The organism is uncultured Campylobacter sp. (assembly GCF_937973075.1).
Classification (GTDB): domain Bacteria; phylum Campylobacterota; class Campylobacteria; order Campylobacterales; family Campylobacteraceae; genus Campylobacter_B.
The window spans coordinates 32,237-49,921 of sequence record NZ_CALBWL010000067.1 but is presented as its reverse complement, the minus strand read 5'-3'; the positions used below and the strand labels follow the sequence as shown (position 1 = coordinate 49,921).

Genomic DNA, 17,685 nt, shown 5'->3' with positions numbered 1-17,685 from the left:
TTTTATCGGCGTTTTTATAATTTAAAGCTGAATCGCGAAATTAAAAAGAGCTCTTTCGGTGTTTAAATTTAGCGCCTAAATTTTGAATTTCAAATTTAAATAGACGGCTTGGAGTCGCGCGAAATTTTAACATTTAATCGCCCAAATTTAACTCCGCAGCTTTTAGCCATTACGGAATTTATCGCGGTTTAAGAAATCAAGCGATAAAATCCCATGATAACGATTTTAATTTCTTAATAAAAATCGAGAATACTTTTAGGAGGAAATTTATGCCGGATCAGGTGTGCGGCTATGTATTTTTGCGCGCCCATATCAAAAGCTATGCAAGCCGTAAAAACGACGATGCGAGCCGCGAGAATTTCATAAATTCCGCGCGTATAAATTCCTGGCACCACTTAAATTTTAAAAATATCCGCCGCGACGGAATCTGCGCGTATAGTTCGCCTGGTGGGCTATGAGCTTTAAATTTTATCTCTTTCTAATCGTAGCTTTTATATTGCTTGCTTTAGTAGCCGTAAGTAGCGGCGGAGCGAGCATTTCGCTGGGCGACATCGTAAAATTTTTCACCTTCGGCGAGTTGGACGAAACCAAGGAGCTGATTCTAACGCAAATGCGCCTGCCGCGCCTCGTGCTTGGAATTTTAATAGGCGCGCTACTGGCAACTTCGGGAGTGGTGGTGCAAAGCGTGTTTTTAAACCCGCTTGCAGATCCCTACATCATCGGTATCGCCTCGGCAGCGACTTTCGGCGCGGTCATAGCTTACCTGCTGGGGCTTAGCGACGTTTTTTACGGAATTTTCGCGTTTTTGGCCGCCAGCGGGCTTTCGCTCGTGATCTTTAAGCTCGCAGCCCATACCCGCTCGATCTCGACGCTACTGATCGTAGGTATCGCCGTATCGTCGTTTTTAGGCGCATTTACCTCCTTTGCGGTCTATCTAATCGGAGAGGATAGCTTTAGGATTACGGCGTGGATGATGGGCTATCTAGGCGGCGCAAACTGGCAGAAGATCGCGCTTTTGCTGCCGCCGCTGCTGTTTTGCATGGCGTATTTTTACGCGAAGCGTCACGAGCTGAATATTATCTTAAACGGCGACGAGGAGGCGAAGTCGCTGGGGCTCAATGTCGAGAAGTCCAAAAAGAGCCTACTCATCGCCTCCTCGCTCATCATCGGCTTTTCGGTCGCATTTACGGGGATGATAGGCTTCGTGGGGCTCATCATCCCGCATACCTTGCGTATGGCGCTTCGCACATCTAGCAACGCCGTGCTGATCCCCGCTAGCGCGCTTACCGGCGGAGTTTTTTTGGTTTTTTGCGACGTAATCGCTAAAAACGCCCTATCGCCGGTAGAAATTCCGATCGGCGTGGTGACTTCGTTTTTCGGCGCGCCATTTTTCCTATACCTTGCGTTTAGGAAGCATGCATGAAAATTTCGGCGCTAAACTTCAGCTACGGCAAGCGGGCGATCCTGCAAGACGTATGTCTGAATTTAGAACGGGGTAAATTTTACGGGATTTTGGGCCCTAACGGCTGCGGCAAGAGCACCTTGCTAAAAAACATCTTGCAAATTTTAAAACCCGCAAGCGGGATCATCGAAATTAACGGCAAAAGAGCGAGCGAATATAGCCTTAAAGAGCTTGCGGCGCTCATCGGCTTCGTGCCGCAAAAAACAGCCCTCGCCGCGCCGCTTAGCGTGAAAGAAATTTTGCTTGCGGGCAGATTTTGCCGATTAAAAAGCGCCTTTAGCGGCTACGATGCGAGCGATCACGCTAAAGTGGAGCAAATGGCAGAGCTTTTGGACGTGAAAAAATTTTTAAATCGCAGCGCATTTGAGCTAAGCGGCGGGGAGTTTGGGCGCGTGCTGCTTGCTAGAGCACTCGTCAGCGAGCCTGAAATTTTACTGCTCGATGAGCCCACGGGCGCGCTAGATATGAACTACGCGATCGAGGCGATGAGCATCTGCGAAAACCTGACGCGCTCTTTAAATTTAACGAGCGTCATCGTGCTGCACGATCTAAATTTAGCCTCGCTGTTTTGCGATGAAATTTTTATGCTAAGAGACGGTGCGGTGAGATATCGCGGCAGTGCGAGCGAGCTTTTTACGCCGCAGATCATAAAAGAAATTTACGGCTTTGAAGCCTTAATAGTAGAAGAAAACGGGGTAAAGTTTATACTACCCAAAAAGGAGAAATTATGAAAAAAATTCTTATAGCTTTGCTCTCGGCGAGCTTTGTATTTGCCAAAGGTCTAGTCGTACTTGATCCCGCCGCAGTCGAGATCATCTACGCTTTAGGCGCGCAGGATCAGATCGCTGCGATCGCCACCACTTCGATGAGCAAGATCCGCCCACAGGCTGAAACCGCGAAACTACCCAGCGTAGGCACTTACGTAAAGCCTAACCTCGAAAAGATCGTCGAGCTCAAGCCCGATCTGGTTATTACGAGCTTTCACTCCGCGGGCGTTAGCGAGAATCTGCGAAAGCTGGGACTTAAGAGCCTTGCGATGGATGCAAACTCCACCACAGACATCTGCCAAAACGTAAAGAAGGTCGCAGCCATTGTAAAAAAAGAGAGCGAGGCGGATAAAATTTGCGCGCAGATGGACGGCGTCTTTGAGAATAAACCCGCTCTTCGCGGCAAAAAAGTAGCGCTATTTTTCGGCTCAAACGCTACGATGGCTTTCAATGACAAAACCCTCATAGGCGACATTTTCGCTCGCCTCGGCGTCAAAAATATCGCAGACGGCCTAAAAGGCAGCACGCCTTCGGTATCTGCCGAATACATCTTAGAACAAAACCCCGATATAATCGTCGTCGTGGGCGGCGAGACGGAGGATTTTTTAAAGGCAAATCCGATCCTTAAAAATACCAAAGCCGTAAAATCGGGCAAAATTTTAAAAGCTCCGACGCTCATCTTGCGGGGCAGCCCGCAGATCGGCGAGACGGTGGATGAAATTTACGCGGAGGCAACGAAATAGATGTTTAAAGAACGCATTAAAACCCACCACCGCTCCAAACTTTTCGAGAGCGTTTCCGCAAGCGAAAACGAGCTGTTCGACGCGCTGGAGCAGCCTGCGAAAGACAGCGATTGCGTGATCTATCTGCACGTGCCGTTTTGCGATAATATCTGCTCGTTTTGTTCGATGATGCGCTCCAAACTCGGCGACGAGCTGGACGAATACGCTAAATTTTTGGTCCGCCAGATCAAAGACTACGGCGAGATGCCCTACTTCGACACCAAAAAGATCAAAAGCATCTACTTCGGCGGCGGCACGCCAAGCGTATTTAGCGAAGCTCACTTCGAAAAGGTTCTAGGCGCGCTGCATAAAAATTTCAAGATCGCGGACGACTGCGAGATCAGCGTAGAAACCACTCTGCATAATTTAGACTTGCAAAAGGCGCTTGCCTTGCAAAGCTTCGGCGTAAACCGCTTTAGCATCGGCGTGCAGACCTTCAGTAGGCAGGGGCGCGCGCTTCTAAACCGCGTGCATAAGCCCGCTCGCGCAATCGAGCGACTAAAGGAGCTTAGAGAAAAATTTGAAGGCATGCTCTGCTGCGACATCATCTACAACTTCCCCAACGAAAGCGTAGAGGAGGCGATCGCGGACGCTAATTACGTAAATGAGCTCGGACTTGATAGCGCCAGCTTTTACTCGCTGATGTTTTTTGAAGGCTCGGAGCTATCCAAAAAGATCGACACCTCCTACTACGATCTGCCGACCGATAAGAAGCTACACCACGCTTTCGCGGAGGCGCTGCTTGGAAGCGGGAATTTTGAGGTTTTGGAGCTTACCAAGCTTGCTCGAAAAGGGCGCGACAACTACGGCTACATCAAGCTAAGCCACAAGGGCACGGATATCCTGCCTATCGGCAACGGCGCGGGCGGACACATAGCGGGCTTCGGAATTTACGGCGTTTCGGGACACAAGATGATCTCGCGAATCGATGAGCGCGAAGCAAAATACGGCGTGCTAAGCAATCTGTTTCAGTATCCGATCGTAAGCTTAAACGAGCTAAAAGAGGCCCTAAGCGCGAATATTTACGACGAAGTAGTGCAAAAGCTCAAAGAATTTCAAAGCTGGGGACTTTTGGAGCTTAAGGATGAAAAATCGGTCTTAAACTTGGACGGAATTTTTTGGGGCAACAACATCAACGAAGAGATAGCAAACATTATGAAAAAGGATTTTGTATGAAAAAAATCGTGCTTTACACCTCGCAAACGGGCAACACGAAAAAGGTAGGCGATGCGATCGCCGAACAACTAGGCTGCGAAAGCTTAAATTTCCGCGACTTTGAAGGCGAGGTCGATGACTACGACTTTATAGCCTTGGGCTTTTACGTCGATAAGGGCGAGGCCGAGGCGAAATTTACGCGCTTTTTACGCAAAATTCACGACAAGAAGCTTGGCGTTTTCATGACGCTGGGCGCGGAGCCAGACGGCGAACATTCGCGCAAGTGCCTGGATACCTTTGAAGAGGGGCTTAAGGCAAACGGCAACGAGATCGTAAGGGAGTTTGCCTGCCAGGGCGCGATCGATCCGAATCTGCTTGAGACGATGCGCAAAATGGCCTCTAGCGGCAACTCGCCCCATCCTATCACACCCGAGCGACTTGCGCGCTGGGCGGAGGCTGCGAAACACCCCGACGAGAAGGATTTGGCGGATGCGAAGGCGGCATTTGCGGGGATAAAGTAAAATTTAATCGTGTCGCGCCGCCTAAATACTGCGCGGCGCGAACAAAAATCAAATAATTACCCGCCTCCTCCCGCGATTTATACGATTTAAAATTTTATCTTTGCTAAATTTGAACGACAAATTTTATTCCTATAAGCAAATTTGCCGCTGCAGGTGCAAATCTTGCTCTAGAATTTAAACGATAAAATTTCATCTCACGCACAACAGATCAAACAATGCCGCCGACCTTGCGCCGCAATGCGCGCTCTGAACGCAAGCCAGCTTTTGCGAGCAAGTGAGACCTGCGAGCGTTGCGGTCATCCAATACATGCCTGTAGCCCTGCGACGGTCTGAACTTGAAAAATCTGCTTCTGCGAGCAAGTGGCCTGTGATCGTCGGCTGTCGCCCATCGTCACGCGCCATAGGTGCCGCCGTCCGTCGCCGCGCGACAACTTATCTATCGCCGCTCATCACCCCGTCACGCGACACCTACCGCCGCCAATCGCTCTGCCGCTTTGTCGCAGTACTGAACCCAAACCGAACCGCTAAATTTTAAATTCTACAAAAGTCTCATCGCGTGTAAATTTTAATTCGGCAAATGCGTAAAATTTAGGTAAATTCCACCCAAACGCTTTGACGGTCAAAATTTAAAAGGGCGAAAATGACGAATTTCGAATACGCTAGTCGCATTAACGAGGCTGCGGGGCTAGATTTAAGCTTATATTGCGAAGAGATAGATCTACAGGATAAGCTTTACGGGCTTTTTCAGTGCTTCATGCCTGACGGCGTCGGCGCAGAAGCGGTGTTTGCGCCGCTGCAAAACGGCGAAGCGCTGCAAGCGCGCATAATGCCGATCTACGCAGTCACGGCGCAGCAGACGCGAGAGGCGTTTGGTCGAGGCATGGCGCCCGGGTATTTTTGCCCGCCACAGGATCCGAAATTTGATGACGAAGCGCTTAAGAGCCTAGCTTTAGCGTACGTTCGAAATTTAAAAATTTTCGCAGAATTTCTAGGCAAGAGCGGGCTTTTAAAGATGCTTGAACAGATAAAATCCGCTCGCGTACAGGAAGGGTTTTGATTCCGCGCATAGTAAAGACAAGCTTGCGCGCGCCGTCTATGAGGCGATCACGGAGTGGATGATAGATTCGCCTAAGCTCGATGCGAAGCTATGGGTGCTCGGCGAGGCGTACTATTCGATCAACTGCGACTACCTGCTACCTGCGTACTTGCAGTATCCAAACTACGCGCAAAGGCCGCAGGAGGACTTTTTGAAGCCCTACTTCGAGCTGTATCTAGCTGGGCGGCAGATCACGTTTGAGCGCGGCGAGGTCGTGGTTTTCACGCGCTAAATTTACGCAGGCAAAGGAAGCGAGCGACATCCACGAACGGCTAAAATTTAAGTTCAGCAAGTATGAGCGCAAACGCTTATCACATATCCAAAAAATCTGCGTCCTAATTAAGCAATCTAGCAAGTTGCCTATGTTGCGTCAAATCGCTTAAAATATTTCTGCTTTGCGTAGCCGCTGCTTTCAGCGCCTTACTGGAGCAAAATCTCCACACATCGTTGATGTTTGGATAATTGAATTTTTTCCATTACTCTGCTGCCATCACTTCGTTTGTGGTGCCCGAGAATTCACTCTTGCCAACGCTTGCTAGTTGAAATTCATCTAAATTTTAAAGTAGAATTTTGACGCAGAATTTTATGGAATTTCGCTGCCGCAAATCTCGCAAGCAATAAAATTCTATCGATTTACGCTCTTAAATTTGCTCAAATCGCCACCTGTTTTATAAAATTCTTCAGCGTCGATCATAGTGCCGTCGGGCAGCTTACAAACGGTGTAATCCACGCCGTTGCCGTCTTTGCGGACGATCAGCTCGCCGCCGTTTTTGATACAAAAATCCCCCGCAGCGCTAGCCTCTGCGCCCACCGAAGAGAAAGCACCCACCACAAGCGCCACTGCAAAAAATCTCTTAAAACTCATTTAAATCCTTTCGTTTAATTTTGCCCGTTTTAGGGTTAAGCTTGCATTTTAGGCGCTAGATACGCGCTAAGCGACCTGCGCCTAAATAAATCATAAATCAACCGCCCAACCGCCTTCCATCCTCAAACACCAATAATAGCGTTTTAAATGTTAAATCCCACCTAATAAATCCCAGCAGCGCCAAGTCCGCTCGCCGCTGCAAAATCAAAGCAATCAGACTTCATCCAATGCAAAATTTAACATCATAAATTTTGTCTTCAATAAAATTTCTAGCGGCAAAATCCAAGCCGCATCAAAGCTATTTCTGCCGTAAAATACCGGCTATAAAAGCGAGGGCTGCGACAAATACCAGCTCAGCGGCAAGGCAGGCATGGATCCTAAACAATCTCATCTATAAGCGCGAGCCGCGTTCAAATCTCTAAATTTAACCGCCCGCTAGCCGTTTTTGCGCGCAAACTCGCTCATAAAAGCGACTAGTTTTTCAACGTCCTCGTAGTTTATCGCGTTGTAGATCGAGGCGCGGATGCCGCCTAAAACGCGGTGTCCTTTAAGCCCGATCATCCCCTCCGCCTCCGCCTGCGCGACGAAAACCGGCTCAAGCGCGGCATCTGCGATATTAAAGCTCACGTTCATCAGGCTGCGGCTATCCTTTTGCGCGTGGCCGCGGTAGAAACCGCCGCTAGCATCGATCGCGCCATAAAGTAGCGTCGCTTTGCGCTTGTTGCGCTCGTGCATCGCCGCGAGCCCGCCGATTTCGTCCTTGATCCAGCCGAGCATTAAATTTAGCATGTAAATTCCGAAAGTGTTTGGGGTGTTGCTCATCGAGTCCGCGTCCGCCTGCGTCTTGTAGCGCAGGATCATCGGCGTTTTGGGATCTGCGCGGTCCAGCAGATCCTTGCGGATCGCCACCATCGTAACGCCCGCGGGGCCGCCGTTTTTCTGAATACCGCCGTAAAACATCCCCACGCTGCTAAGATCCACGGGGCGCGAAAACAGATCGCTCGAGCTATCGACTACGAGCGGGCAGGCACACTGCGGCAGCTGCGGATACTGCGTGCCGTAGATCGTGTTGTTCGAGCAGATGTAGCCATAATCGGCGTCGTCAGAGAATTTAACCTCGGGGATGCGGTCGAATTTGCTATCCTCGCTGCTTGCGACCACGCGGTAGTTTATGCCGAGCACGCCCGCTTCCTTGATCGCCTTGCTCGTCCAGTTGCCCGTGTTGGCGTATTCTGCGACGCCGCCTGCGTATAGGTTCATCGGCACCTGCGCGAACTGAAGGCTCGCACCGCCTTGCAAAAACAAAATCGTAAAATCATCCGAAAAGCCGTAAAGATCGCGCACGCGGTCCATCGCGCTATGTAGGACTTCCTCGAAAATTTTGGTGCGGTGCGAGATCTCCATTATCGAAAATCCGCGCCCCGCGTAGTTTAGCAGCTCCTCTTGCGCCTGCTTTAGCACGCCCAGCGGGATGGTGCTAGGTCCTGCGCTAAAATTTATTACTCTATCCATTTTGACTCCTTTAGATGATTTTCGCGTTTTTGCTGAGCTGCTGCGAGCAAAGGACGAACTCGTCGCCCGCGGCAAGCTCGCCCAAGCTCACCGTTTTGCCGCCCTTTTGGATTTGAACGAGGTCTTTGGTGGTCTCAAAAAATTTCGCCTTTTGCGCCAAAAGCTCATCTTTGGCGCTTAGCGCGTGCTCTGCGGCGCTTAGCTTGGAGCCGATGAAATTTTTAAATTTAAGCTCTAAATTTGAAAGCTTGGCAATCGAGCCTGAAATTTTCGGCTCGATCGATTTTGATTTAAGATGCAAAGCCGCGATGCTCAGCGCGTTTTGTGCGGATGAAATTTTATCTTTTATCAGCCTATCAAGTGCGTCGCTTACGCCGTCTAGGCTCTGAAAGATCGCGCAAATATCGGGCAGCAGGTCGATCATCGCGGCGGTGGGCGTGAGGCTTCGGTGATCGGCTACGAAATCGCTGATGCTAAAATCGATCTCGTGCCCGACTGCCGAGATGACGGGCGTTTTGGCTGCGTAGATCGCGCGAGCCAAGACCTCGTCGTTGAAGCACCACAGATCCTCGCGCGAGCCGCCGCCGCGAGCGATTACGATCGCATCGTAGCCTTTCTCGTCGGCTACGCGCAGAGCGCTTATGATCGAAGCAGGCGCGCCCTCGCCTTGCACTAGCGCGTTATACAGATCGATCTTGCAAAGCGCGAAGCGGTCCTGCGCCGTGCGAAGCATATCCGCCTGCGCCGCAGAGCCCGCGCTCGTGATAATCGCGATGCTTTGGGCAAATTTCGGAAGCTGTTTTTTGTGCGAGGCATCGAAAAGCCCCTCTTTGCTAAGCCTTTCTTTTAGCGCGGCAAACGCCGCTTCCAGCTCGCCCTCGCCGCTTTTGCGGATGTTTGATACCTGAATCTGATATGCGCCCGTGGGGGCGTAGAGCGAGACCTTGCCGCTTACGATGAGCTTATCGCCGACGGCGGGGATAAAATTTATCCGCGCGGCGTTAAATTTAAACATCGCGCAATCGATCGCCGCGCTCGCGTCTTTGATCGTGAAATACCAGTGCCCGCTCGTGCTTTGAGCTCTAAACTTAGATATCTCGCCCTCGACCTCGACGAAGCTAAAACTCGTCTCCAAAAGTGCCTTGGCTTGGGCATTTAGCTCGCTTACGCTAAGCATCGTCGTTTTCCCGTGCGATTTTTTCCGCGATGAAAAGCGTGCTGACGTCGAAGCTGAAGCCCTTTTGCACGCGCAGCTCAAAGCCCGCGTTTTTGAGTTTTTCGCTAAAGCTCGCGGCGTCTAGGAAGCTGCCGATGGAGCTTGGCAGATACTCGTAGGCTTCTTTGTTTTTCGAGATAAAGGCGCCGATTTTGGGCAAAATTTTGCTCACGTAAAAATCTCTGATTTTAAACGCGAGCCCGCCGCTTGCGGCTTTGGTAAATTCCAAAACCACAAGCGAACCGCCAGGTTTGATGATCCGATTAAACTCCGCAAGCGCCGCGTCCAGCTCCACGACGTTTCTTATGCCGTAGCTGATGCTTAAAATATCCACGCTCGCATCATCTAGCGTCGTGGCGCCCGCGGTTGCTTTGATAAACTCGCAGCCGGGAAATTTTTGCCTAGCCACCTCGAGCATCCCCTCGCTCGGATCGATCCCCACGATCCGCTCGATCTGCACGCCGTGCTGCGCCGCGCCGTCGCGCCACGAGCTTATCATATCGCCCGTACCGCACGCGACGTCGGCGATACTCACGAGCTTTCCTTTAAGCTTTTCAAGCGTCAGCTCGACCGCTTTTTTGCGCCACGAAACGTCCACGCCGAAGCTGATGGCGCGGTTTGCCAGATCGTAGGTAGGCGCGATCTCATCGAACATCTTTATGATTTTTTCCTGTTTTTGCACGGGCTTTCCTTATTCGTATGCTTTGATTTTGCGCAGCGATCTTTTCAGCGCGCGCAAAAGAGCCTCTTTTTCATTTAAAATTTTTTCCTCCAGCTCGGCGCGGCGGTCGTTTAAGCGGGCGTCTAGAGCCAGCAGATACGCAAACGCGACGCCGCTTTTATCGCTTGCTTTTTGATAGATCGCGATAAAATTTTGCCACACGCTGATATCTTGCAGCGCGCCGAAATCCTCGCAGGCGGCCTTGGTGCGTTTAAACAGCTCCCTGACGCAACCCTCATCAAAGCTTCTTGCAAAAATTTCAAGCGCGTATCGCAGCCTCTTTAGCCCTATGCGCGCGTCGTGAAATGCCTGCAGCGATAAACCTTGCTTTAAATTTTTTAGCTCCGCGCGCAAGCTTTTAATCAGCTTGCAGAGGCGGGCGGAGGCGAACTTTTTTGAAATTTTTTCATATTCGCTGCGCGCGTAGATGCCGTCCGCGCCGCTTAAAAAGCCGCTAATAGCGCCGTTTAAATCTGCAAATTCCGCGCTAGAAAGAAATTCTAAAATTTTATCCTCCGAGCGCTTCGCGATAAGATTTAGCTGCTGCAAAAAGCTCGCAGGCGCATCGTCAGCTTTTAAAAACTCCGCAAAAACATGAAGGTCTCGCAGCTGATTGGTGCGGCTCATAAATTCTGCTAGCAGTTTTAAAATTTCGCTCCTTTTTTCCGCCTCGAAAAGCGGCGCGGATAGCTTCAAAACCGCTCTAAATTTACGAATCTGCACGCGCAGCTCGTGAAGAGCTTCGGGGGCTAGGCTTTTTTGATATTCGCTTTTTGCGCCGCACGCCCTCATCCACGCTAGCTCAAGCGCCAAGCGTGCGAGTTTAACGCTGTCTGCATAGGGCAGCGCGAAAAATTTAACTCGGCTAAATTTTTTAAAAACGCTGCGGGCGTGCGCGAAATCAAGCGAGCGCGGCGGGATGCCGTAGCGCGCCAGATAGCGGCTTTTGTAGCGGTAATCGTCGGTGATCTCGCAAAAATCGGTGCTGCCGAAGGTTTTTACAAAATCAAAATTTGCGCTTGCCGCCTCGCTTTGGAATTTCGCTCGCAAAATCACGAGCGTACTTAGCTCGCCGCCGTAAAGCTCTAACCAAAACTCCGCCTCGTCGTTAGCAAAGCCGTAGCGGTTTTTTTGCACGATGCAAGCGATCCTGCTTTCTAAAGCCTCTTTGAAATCATCTTTTGAAATTTTAAAATTTAGAGTTTGTCTGTCGAGATCCTCTTTTTTGTGGTGCAAAGAGCATTCGTCGTTTTGGCGGATATAATAAATTTCGGGATAGAACGAAGTATAAAACCAAGTGATCTTTACCTTGCGACATTTCAGCCCCGCACGCTCTAGCGTCCGCAGAATCGAATCGTCGCTCAATAAAAATTTACGCTTAGTTTGCATACCCGCTCCAAAAATAAAGTGGGTAATAATAGCAGAAAATTCTTTAAACTATCTACACTTTTCGCAGTCTTCGACCGTAGCGGTGATATTTAGCTTGCGGATGAAATTGCCAGCTTTGCGCTCGATGTTTTTCAAAACGTCCTTATTAAAGGCATCATCCATGAAAAGATCCGTGACGTTGCCGCATTTTTCGCATACGACGTGGATGTGCGGCATCTGATAGATGTCGTAGCGACTCTTTTTATTCGGCGCATTGACCTCGACTACGACCCCTTCGTCGAGCAGGGTGTTTAAATTTTTATAAACCGTCGCTAGTGAAATGGATGGATAGTCCTCTTTGATCCCCTCGTATAGGTCATCTATGCTTGGATGTTCGTGGCGATCGAGCACCTTTAGGATGCACAATCTTTGCGGAGTTGCTTTCAGCCCGCAAGTTTTGAGTAGTTCTACGTGGCTCATTTTTGTCCTTCAAAAAATTTTAAAGTGATATTATCAAATTTTACTTTAAACAAAGTTGATATTAACTAATACTTTTTATCACTTAATATTCGCTCGGTTAGAGTTTGGATATCCAAGCCCAAGCTACGCTCCACGTCGGCGGTCTTGCCGTGCGGTAAAAAGATATCAGCAAATTCGAAGCTCACGATCTTTACGTCCGAAATTTCATTTTCTTGCAAAAATGCGCTTAGAATTTCACCGACGCCGCCCTTTTTGGCATTGTCGCTAAAGACGTACCAAATTTTATCTTTGCGAGCTAAGCTTCGCAAAAACTCGGCGTCCAAAGGCTTCACAAAGACTAGATCCACGACGTCCGCTTCGATCTGCCCCTCCAGCGCCTCGGCCGTTTTATACGCTCTGCCCGCGCCGTTTCCATAGCCGATGAGTGCTACGTGCGCGCTATCGCTGCACTTTAAAAACACCGATTTTGCAAGCTCTACTGCAGATACACCGGTCTCGTCGCAGTTCAATATAAAGCTTCCGCGCGGATAGCGGATCGCCAAAACCCCCTCATGCGTGTAGGAGTACTCGACGATCCGCTTAAAGCTCGCCTCGTCTCGCGGCGCGCACATGCTGACGTTTGGAATCGCGTTTAAGAAGCTCACGTCAAAGACCCCCTCGTGCGTCTCGCCGTCCTCGCCCACGATGCCCGCGCGATCCATCGCAAGGACTAAGCTTAAGTTCATAATCGCCGCGTCATGAACGATCTGATCGAACGCGCGCTGCATAAAGGTCGAATATATCGTAACGTACGGCTTAAAACCCTCGCGCGCCATCGCAGCCATCGAGCTTAGCGCATGCGGCTCGGCGATCGCGACGTCCCAGAAGCGGTGAGGAAATTTCTCGATCAGCTTATCCATGCCGGTGCCGCTCGGCATTGCGGCGGTCACGCCCACGACGTTTTCATGCTTGGCGGCTAAGCTTAAAAGAGCTTCGGCGTAAATTTGCGTGGCGCTTTTGGCGGCGGATTTTTTCTTAAATTCTCCGCTTTGAATATCGAAAGGCCCTACGCCGTGCCAGCTCTCCAAATAGCCCTCGGCCTTGTCATAGCCTTTGCCTTTGATCGTCTGAGCGTGCACGACGACGGGCTTGCGCGCGCTTTTTGCCGTCTTTAGCGCCGATATTAGATCCTCTAAATTATGCCCGTCCACGGGACCGATATAATCAAGCCCAAGCTCCTCAAAATACATCCCAGGTATAATGAGCTTTAAGGAATTTTCAAAGCGCTTTGCCATATATGTCGCGCTTTGCGGAGCGTGGGATAGCAGCTCTCTTACGTGGGATTTAAATTTTTGATATGTCTCGCCCGCCATCGCTTGGCTTAGGTACTTACTAAAGGCGCCGATAGGCTTGCTGATGCTCATTTTGTTATCGTTTAGGATGATGACGCAGGGCAAGCGCAGATCGCCTAGCTCGTTCATCGCCTCATAAGTCATACCGCCGCTCATAGATCCGTCGCCGATGAGTACGACCGGCACGCGATTTTCGCGCTTTAGGCTTATCGCTTTTGCCGCACCCACGGCTAAAGAGATCGACGTCGAGGCGTGCCCCGCCACGAAGTAGTCAAATTTACTCTCGCTAGGCTTCGTGTAGCCGCTGATACCGCCGAACTGCCTAAGCGAGCCGAACTCCTCCCAGCGGTCCGTTAGAAGCTTGTGTGCGTAGCTTTGGTGGCTTACGTCGAAGATAAACGGATCGCTCGCGGCGTCGAATACGTAGTGCATCGCCACGATGAGCTCGACCGCGCCCATGTTTGAGCTTAGATGGCCGCCGTTTTTGCTCACGACTTCGATGATGCGCGCCCTGATCTGCGTGCAAAGCTCCCGTAGCTCCTCTAGGCTTTTATTTTTAATATCCACTCAAAATTTCTCCCAGCGCGCCAAAGACGCGATCGTTTTGCTCAGGCGTACCGATCGTGATGCGCACGGCGTTTAGCCCATAGCTTTTTAAATTTCTAATGATGACGCCGCGGCGCAGAAGCTGCTCGCAAAGCTCGCTACTATCTAGCGGCGGGCTAAGTTTGAACGTGATGAAATTTGCGTAGCTAGGGATAAATTCTAAATTTTGCTCGCGCGCAAAATCCTCGAAGCGGCTCATCTGCGCGGCGTTGTTTTGCAGGCTTTTTTGCACGAAAGCCTCGTCTTTTAGTGCCGCAATCGCCGCTGCGAGGCTAAGCGTCGTGATGTTAAAGGGCGGTCGCAGCTTATAAAGCGCGCTTATGATTTGCCGCGGCGCGATGCCGTAGCCTACACGCATACCGCCTAGGCCGTAGACCTTTGAGAAGGTGCCTAGATAGAGCACGTTTTTAAAATTTTGAATTAAGAGCTTAGGATCAAGCCTCTTGCGCTCATCTTTAAACGCAGCAAATTCGTTGTATGCGGCATCGATCACTAAAAGCGTGTTCTCATCTACGCTGCTGGCGAACTCATACACCTCCTCCGCATCCAAGCATTCGCCCAGCGGATTGTTCGGCACGCACAAAAAGATGACCGAAATTTCATCCCTGTGCGCGTTATAAATTTTTAAAAGCTCAGCTAGATCGTGCTCCTGCGCGTTCGTTTTATAAACTTTAGCCTCGCAATGGCTTGCGTAGATGCCGTACATCGCAAAGGTAACGCCCGCTTGCAGTATCGCGCGGCGCGAATTGAGCTTGGCATGCAGCGCGAACTCGATGATCTGATCGCTGCCCGCGCCGATGATGATATTTTGCGGCTCTACGCCGAATTTCGAGGCGAGCGCGCCTTTTAGCTCATACATCGAATCATCGGGATAAAGATGCGCACAGGTGGCATTTTGCACGATCGCCTCCTGCACCGCCTCGCTAGTGCCGAAAGGGTTTTCGTTGCTGGCAAGCTTTAATACGTCCTGCTTGCGGATACCAAACTCCCGCACCACAAGCTCGATCGGCTTGCCCGCTTCGTAATTGCTTAGATTTTCTACAAATTCGTTAAATTTCATCACTCCCCTCCGTTTATGTAACTTCCCAACCAGGTGATTTCGTGCCCGTTTTTCTGCGCGTTTTGCAGCACGCGCGCCACGCGCTCATCGTCGATGTGTCCCTCAAAATCGACATAAAAGATGCATTTAAAATCCCTAAGCTTAACAGGGCGGCTTTCTAATTTGGTTAAATTTATGCCCTCGTTGCGAAACATCTGCAAAAAGTCTACGAGCCCGCCCGGGCGGTCGTCGGTTTTGGCTAGGATGCTCGTTTTGTTGCGGTCGCTCTTTTGGTTTTTAAAGTCGCTCAGCACGAAAAAGCGCGTGCGATTGGCGGAGTTGTCCTCGATCTTTTGAAACATCATCGGCACGCCGTAAAGATCGGCGGCGATCTTGGAGCAGATCGCGGCGGAGTGCGGCGTGGCAGCTGCCATCTGTGCAGCAAGTGCTGTAGATTTGGTCGCGGTAAATTTGACGCCGCTAAGGCCGTGATCGTCTAGAAATTTAAGGCACTGATTGTATCCTTGCGGATGCGAGAATATCTGATCCACGGTGCTTACGTCGTCGCAGTGGCTCGCAAAGCAGTGGTGGATATCCATATAAATTTCGGCGACGATCTTGACGCCCTCGTATTTTCGCAAGCAATCAAGCGTCGCTCCCACCGCGCCTTCGGTGTTGTTTTCGATCGGCACGACGCCGTATTTGGCCTCGCCGCTATCAAGCTCCTTAAAGACCGCCTCGATGTTCGAGAGCGGCAGATAGGAGCTTACCGCGCCGAAGCGGCTCTTGGCGGCTTGGTGCGAATAGGTGCCGAAAGGCCCTAAAAACGCGACTATCTGCGGCTTTTCTAAATTTCGCGAAACCGAGAAAATTTCAAAAAATATCGCTTCGATCGCCTCTTTGCTTAAATTCCGCGCCTTTCCGCCGTCCAGCCTGCTGATGATCGAGCGCTCGCGCTCCGGGCGATAGATCGCGCTGCCCGCAGTCTGCTTCAGCTCACCGATCTTTTTGACAAACCCCATGCGCTCGTCGATAAGGCGCAAAATTTCATCATCCAGCCTGTCGATACAAACGCGCAGATCATCGATGTTTTGCATCACAACCCTCCTTTTTCTCGCCCCTAAATTTCGGCGCGGATTTTAAAAATTTCACGCCGCCTCTTTTGCCGGACGCTTTGAAATTCTTACCGCGCGAACTTAAAATTTCACCGCTTAAGATAGTCGCGCCGCAACTTCCGCGCGCTAAGAAGGCGCGATAAAATTCGTCGCAGCGGGATCTGAAATTTAAAGAGGCGCGGTTAAAATTCAAAACGGGGCTTTGTTTTGCCGTAAAATTTAGAGGCGCATTTTGTTTGGATTTGAGATTTAAAGCCGCTGCGCGCTCGGATTTGAAATTTAAGATCGCGCCGTGTTTTAAGCGGCTCGCTGCGCGGATCATACGAGATCCTTTTCTAGCGCGATTAGCTCATCAAAGCTTTCGCGCTTTCTGATCAGGCGGTCCTGCCCGTCGTAAACCGCGACCTCGGCGGCGCGGCAGCGGGTGTTGTAGTTGCTCGACATCGAAAAGCCGTAGGCGCCGGCACTTTTGATCGCGAGCAGATTGCCACTTTGCAAGCTAGGAAGGCTCACCCCTTTGGCTAGGAAGTCGCCGCTTTCGCAGATCGGGCCCACGATGTCGCAGAGGCTCGCTGCGGCTAAATTTGCGCCGCCCAAATTTTTTTCATCCGCACACGAGCCGCTTGTTTGATCCGAGCTCCTGCCGCCTAAATTTACTTCGCTCGCGTCCGGTTCGTTTAAATTTATACCCTCCGAAGCGCCAATGATCTCGATGGCGTGGTGCGCGCCGTAGAGGCTCGGGCGTATGAGATCGTTCATCGCGCCGTCTACGATGACGAAGCGCTTGCCGCAGTTTTGTTTTTCGTAAAGCACGCGGGTAAGGAGGACGCCCGAAGCTCCCGTGATGAAGCGCCCCGGCTCGCACACGATCGTGACATCTAGCCCGCTTAGGCTCTTTAAAATTCCTTGCGCGTAGTCGTAGAGCACGATCTGTTTTTCATCCTCGTAGCGGATGCCGATGCCGCCGCCCACGTCGAAAAATTTTATATCGATCTCAAGGGCTCGCAGCTCGCGCAGCAGATCGCTTACTATTTTTGCGGCGTCGCAGATCGGAGAGATGTCCGTGAGCTGGCTGCCGATGTGAAAGTGGATACCAACGGGATTTAAAAATTTGCTCTTTTTGGCGTAGATATACATTTTGCGCGCGGTCTCGATGCTGACGCCGAATTTGTTTTCGCTAAGCCCCGTGGAGATGTAGGGGTGGGTCTTAGCATCGACGTTCGGATTTACGCGGATGCTGATGCGAGCGGGCTTATTTAGCTTTTGCGCGATCCGCTCCAGGCGCAGCATCTCGGCTTCGCTTTCTAAATTTATCAGCAAGATGTCCGACTTTAGCGCAAATTCTAGCTCACCGTCTTGCTTGCCGACGCCTGAGAATATGATCTTATAGCTCTTTGCGCCGATATACAGAGCGCGGCGCAGCTCGCCGATGCTGACGCAATCAAAGCCGCTGCCCAGATCCGATAGAAATTTTAAAATACTTAAATTAGAGCTTGCTTTAATCGCGAAGCAGACGAGCGACTTGCGCGCTGCGAAGGCCTCTTTGAGCGCTATGAAATTCTTTTGTATCTCGTTAAAATCGTAAACGTATAAAGGAGTGCCGTATTTGCGGGCTAAGCTTGAATAATCCATAGAATTTCCACCGATAA

Annotated in this window: 19 protein-coding genes; 8 read left to right on the top strand and 11 right to left on the bottom strand. The window is 50.6% G+C overall.

Translation table 11 applies throughout. The features are described 5' to 3' along the window. The first annotated feature begins 269 nt into the window (after positions 1–269). The 8 genes from Q0274_RS09740 (at position 270) to Q0274_RS09705 (ending at position 6,015) form a co-directional block, all read left to right on the top strand. On the top strand, positions 270–458 hold the full coding sequence (locus tag Q0274_RS09740) for a hypothetical protein (protein WP_298029317.1): 189 nt from the start codon (positions 270–272) through the stop codon (positions 456–458). Then, on the top strand, positions 455–1,423 hold the full coding sequence (locus tag Q0274_RS09735; RefSeq protein WP_298029315.1) for an iron ABC transporter permease: 969 nt from the start codon (positions 455–457) through the stop codon (positions 1,421–1,423). The genes Q0274_RS09740 and Q0274_RS09735 overlap by 4 nt, the downstream gene beginning before the upstream one ends. Continuing rightward, positions 1,420–2,193 carry an ABC transporter ATP-binding protein gene (locus tag Q0274_RS09730; RefSeq protein ID WP_298029313.1) on the top strand — a complete coding sequence of 258 codons (774 nt, stop codon included), beginning with the start codon at positions 1,420–1,422 and terminating at the stop codon, positions 2,191–2,193. The genes Q0274_RS09735 and Q0274_RS09730 overlap by 4 nt, the downstream gene beginning before the upstream one ends. Continuing rightward, positions 2,190–2,972 (top strand): ABC transporter substrate-binding protein, encoded by a 783-nt coding sequence (locus Q0274_RS09725; RefSeq protein ID WP_298029311.1) that lies wholly within the window; start codon positions 2,190–2,192, stop codon positions 2,970–2,972. The genes Q0274_RS09730 and Q0274_RS09725 overlap by 4 nt, the downstream gene beginning before the upstream one ends. Then, positions 2,973–4,187 carry a radical SAM protein gene (locus Q0274_RS09720; protein ID WP_298029309.1) on the top strand — a complete coding sequence of 405 codons (1,215 nt, stop codon included), beginning with the start codon at positions 2,973–2,975 and terminating at the stop codon, positions 4,185–4,187. It abuts the gene before it with no gap. After that, on the top strand, positions 4,184–4,687 hold the full coding sequence (locus Q0274_RS09715; protein WP_298029307.1) for a flavodoxin family protein: 504 nt from the start codon (positions 4,184–4,186) through the stop codon (positions 4,685–4,687). The genes Q0274_RS09720 and Q0274_RS09715 overlap by 4 nt, the downstream gene beginning before the upstream one ends. Before the next feature lie 640 nt (positions 4,688–5,327). Continuing rightward, positions 5,328–5,744 carry a hypothetical protein gene (locus Q0274_RS09710; protein WP_298029305.1) on the top strand — a complete coding sequence of 139 codons (417 nt, stop codon included), beginning with the start codon at positions 5,328–5,330 and terminating at the stop codon, positions 5,742–5,744. A gap of 58 nt (positions 5,745–5,802) precedes the next feature. Next, positions 5,803–6,015, top strand: a complete 213-nt coding sequence (locus Q0274_RS09705) for a sodium:solute symporter (RefSeq protein WP_298029303.1) — start codon at positions 5,803–5,805, stop codon at positions 6,013–6,015. A 393-nt stretch (positions 6,016–6,408) separates the two neighbouring features. On the opposite strand, the gene Q0274_RS09700 is transcribed toward Q0274_RS09705, so the two are convergent. From Q0274_RS09700 to lysA, 11 genes are all read right to left on the bottom strand, one after another. Beyond that, positions 6,409–6,648 (bottom strand): DUF333 domain-containing protein, encoded by a 240-nt coding sequence (locus Q0274_RS09700; protein WP_298029301.1) that lies wholly within the window; start codon positions 6,646–6,648, stop codon positions 6,409–6,411. Positions 6,649–7,083: 435 nt separating this feature from the next. Then, the gene (serC, locus tag Q0274_RS09695; RefSeq protein ID WP_298029299.1) at positions 7,084–8,160 is read right to left on the bottom strand and encodes a 3-phosphoserine/phosphohydroxythreonine transaminase; all 1,077 of its coding nucleotides are present in this window, start codon (positions 8,158–8,160) and stop codon (positions 7,084–7,086) included. 10 nt (positions 8,161–8,170) lie between these two features. Next, a complete protein-coding gene (gene xseA, locus Q0274_RS09690) occupies positions 8,171–9,337 on the bottom strand; it encodes an exodeoxyribonuclease VII large subunit (RefSeq protein ID WP_298029297.1) in 1,167 nt (388 codons plus the stop codon). Then, complete coding sequence (ubiE, locus tag Q0274_RS09685; protein ID WP_298029296.1) at positions 9,330–10,058, bottom strand: bifunctional demethylmenaquinone methyltransferase/2-methoxy-6-polyprenyl-1,4-benzoquinol methylase UbiE; 729 nt, start codon at positions 10,056–10,058, stop codon at positions 9,330–9,332. Before ubiE ends, xseA begins: the two co-directional genes overlap by 8 nt. Before the next feature lie 9 nt (positions 10,059–10,067). Beyond that, positions 10,068–11,486 (bottom strand): CHAD domain-containing protein, encoded by a 1,419-nt coding sequence (locus Q0274_RS09680; RefSeq protein WP_298029294.1) that lies wholly within the window; start codon positions 11,484–11,486, stop codon positions 10,068–10,070. Between the two features lie 48 nt (positions 11,487–11,534). After that, complete coding sequence (locus tag Q0274_RS09675; RefSeq protein ID WP_005869540.1) at positions 11,535–11,945, bottom strand: Fur family transcriptional regulator; 411 nt, start codon at positions 11,943–11,945, stop codon at positions 11,535–11,537. 65 nt (positions 11,946–12,010) lie between these two features. After that, on the bottom strand, positions 12,011–13,843 hold the full coding sequence (gene dxs / locus Q0274_RS09670) for a 1-deoxy-D-xylulose-5-phosphate synthase (RefSeq protein WP_298029292.1): 1,833 nt from the start codon (positions 13,841–13,843) through the stop codon (positions 12,011–12,013). Continuing rightward, positions 13,833–14,942 (bottom strand): histidinol-phosphate transaminase, encoded by a 1,110-nt coding sequence (hisC, locus tag Q0274_RS09665; protein ID WP_298029290.1) that lies wholly within the window; start codon positions 14,940–14,942, stop codon positions 13,833–13,835. Before hisC ends, dxs begins: the two co-directional genes overlap by 11 nt. Continuing rightward, positions 14,942–16,018 carry a prephenate dehydratase gene (gene pheA, locus Q0274_RS09660; RefSeq protein WP_298029288.1) on the bottom strand — a complete coding sequence of 359 codons (1,077 nt, stop codon included), beginning with the start codon at positions 16,016–16,018 and terminating at the stop codon, positions 14,942–14,944. The genes hisC and pheA overlap by 1 nt, the downstream gene beginning before the upstream one ends. Continuing rightward, positions 16,002–16,358, bottom strand: coding sequence for a hypothetical protein (locus Q0274_RS09655; RefSeq protein WP_298029286.1), 357 nt, complete (start codon positions 16,356–16,358; stop codon positions 16,002–16,004). Before Q0274_RS09655 ends, pheA begins: the two co-directional genes overlap by 17 nt. Continuing rightward, positions 16,355–17,668, bottom strand: coding sequence for a diaminopimelate decarboxylase (lysA, locus tag Q0274_RS09650; protein ID WP_298029284.1), 1,314 nt, complete (start codon positions 17,666–17,668; stop codon positions 16,355–16,357). Before lysA ends, Q0274_RS09655 begins: the two co-directional genes overlap by 4 nt. Positions 17,669–17,685: the final 17 nt, after the last annotated feature.

Coding starts and splice junctions, on each gene's coding strand:
- Q0274_RS09740 (WP_298029317.1), top strand. CDS start 270: ATGCCGGATCAGGTGTGCGGCTATGTATTTTTGCGCGCCCATATCAAA.
- Q0274_RS09735 (WP_298029315.1), top strand. CDS start 455: ATGAGCTTTAAATTTTATCTCTTTCTAATCGTAGCTTTTATATTGCTT.
- Q0274_RS09730 (WP_298029313.1), top strand. CDS start 1,420: ATGAAAATTTCGGCGCTAAACTTCAGCTACGGCAAGCGGGCGATCCTG.
- Q0274_RS09725 (WP_298029311.1), top strand. CDS start 2,190: ATGAAAAAAATTCTTATAGCTTTGCTCTCGGCGAGCTTTGTATTTGCC.
- Q0274_RS09720 (WP_298029309.1), top strand. CDS start 2,973: ATGTTTAAAGAACGCATTAAAACCCACCACCGCTCCAAACTTTTCGAG.
- Q0274_RS09715 (WP_298029307.1), top strand. CDS start 4,184: ATGAAAAAAATCGTGCTTTACACCTCGCAAACGGGCAACACGAAAAAG.
- Q0274_RS09710 (WP_298029305.1), top strand. CDS start 5,328: ATGACGAATTTCGAATACGCTAGTCGCATTAACGAGGCTGCGGGGCTA.
- Q0274_RS09705 (WP_298029303.1), top strand. CDS start 5,803: ATGATAGATTCGCCTAAGCTCGATGCGAAGCTATGGGTGCTCGGCGAG.
- Q0274_RS09700 (WP_298029301.1), bottom strand. CDS start 6,648: ATGAGTTTTAAGAGATTTTTTGCAGTGGCGCTTGTGGTGGGTGCTTTC.
- serC (WP_298029299.1), bottom strand. CDS start 8,160: ATGGATAGAGTAATAAATTTTAGCGCAGGACCTAGCACCATCCCGCTG.
- xseA (WP_298029297.1), bottom strand. CDS start 9,337: ATGCTTAGCGTAAGCGAGCTAAATGCCCAAGCCAAGGCACTTTTGGAG.
- Q0274_RS09680 (WP_298029294.1), bottom strand. CDS start 11,486: ATGCAAACTAAGCGTAAATTTTTATTGAGCGACGATTCGATTCTGCGG.
- Q0274_RS09675 (WP_005869540.1), bottom strand. CDS start 11,945: ATGAGCCACGTAGAACTACTCAAAACTTGCGGGCTGAAAGCAACTCCG.
- hisC (WP_298029290.1), bottom strand. CDS start 14,942: ATGAAATTTAACGAATTTGTAGAAAATCTAAGCAATTACGAAGCGGGC.
- pheA (WP_298029288.1), bottom strand. CDS start 16,018: ATGCAAAACATCGATGATCTGCGCGTTTGTATCGACAGGCTGGATGAT.
- Q0274_RS09655 (WP_298029286.1), bottom strand. CDS start 16,358: ATGATCCGCGCAGCGAGCCGCTTAAAACACGGCGCGATCTTAAATTTC.
- lysA (WP_298029284.1), bottom strand. CDS start 17,668: ATGGATTATTCAAGCTTAGCCCGCAAATACGGCACTCCTTTATACGTT.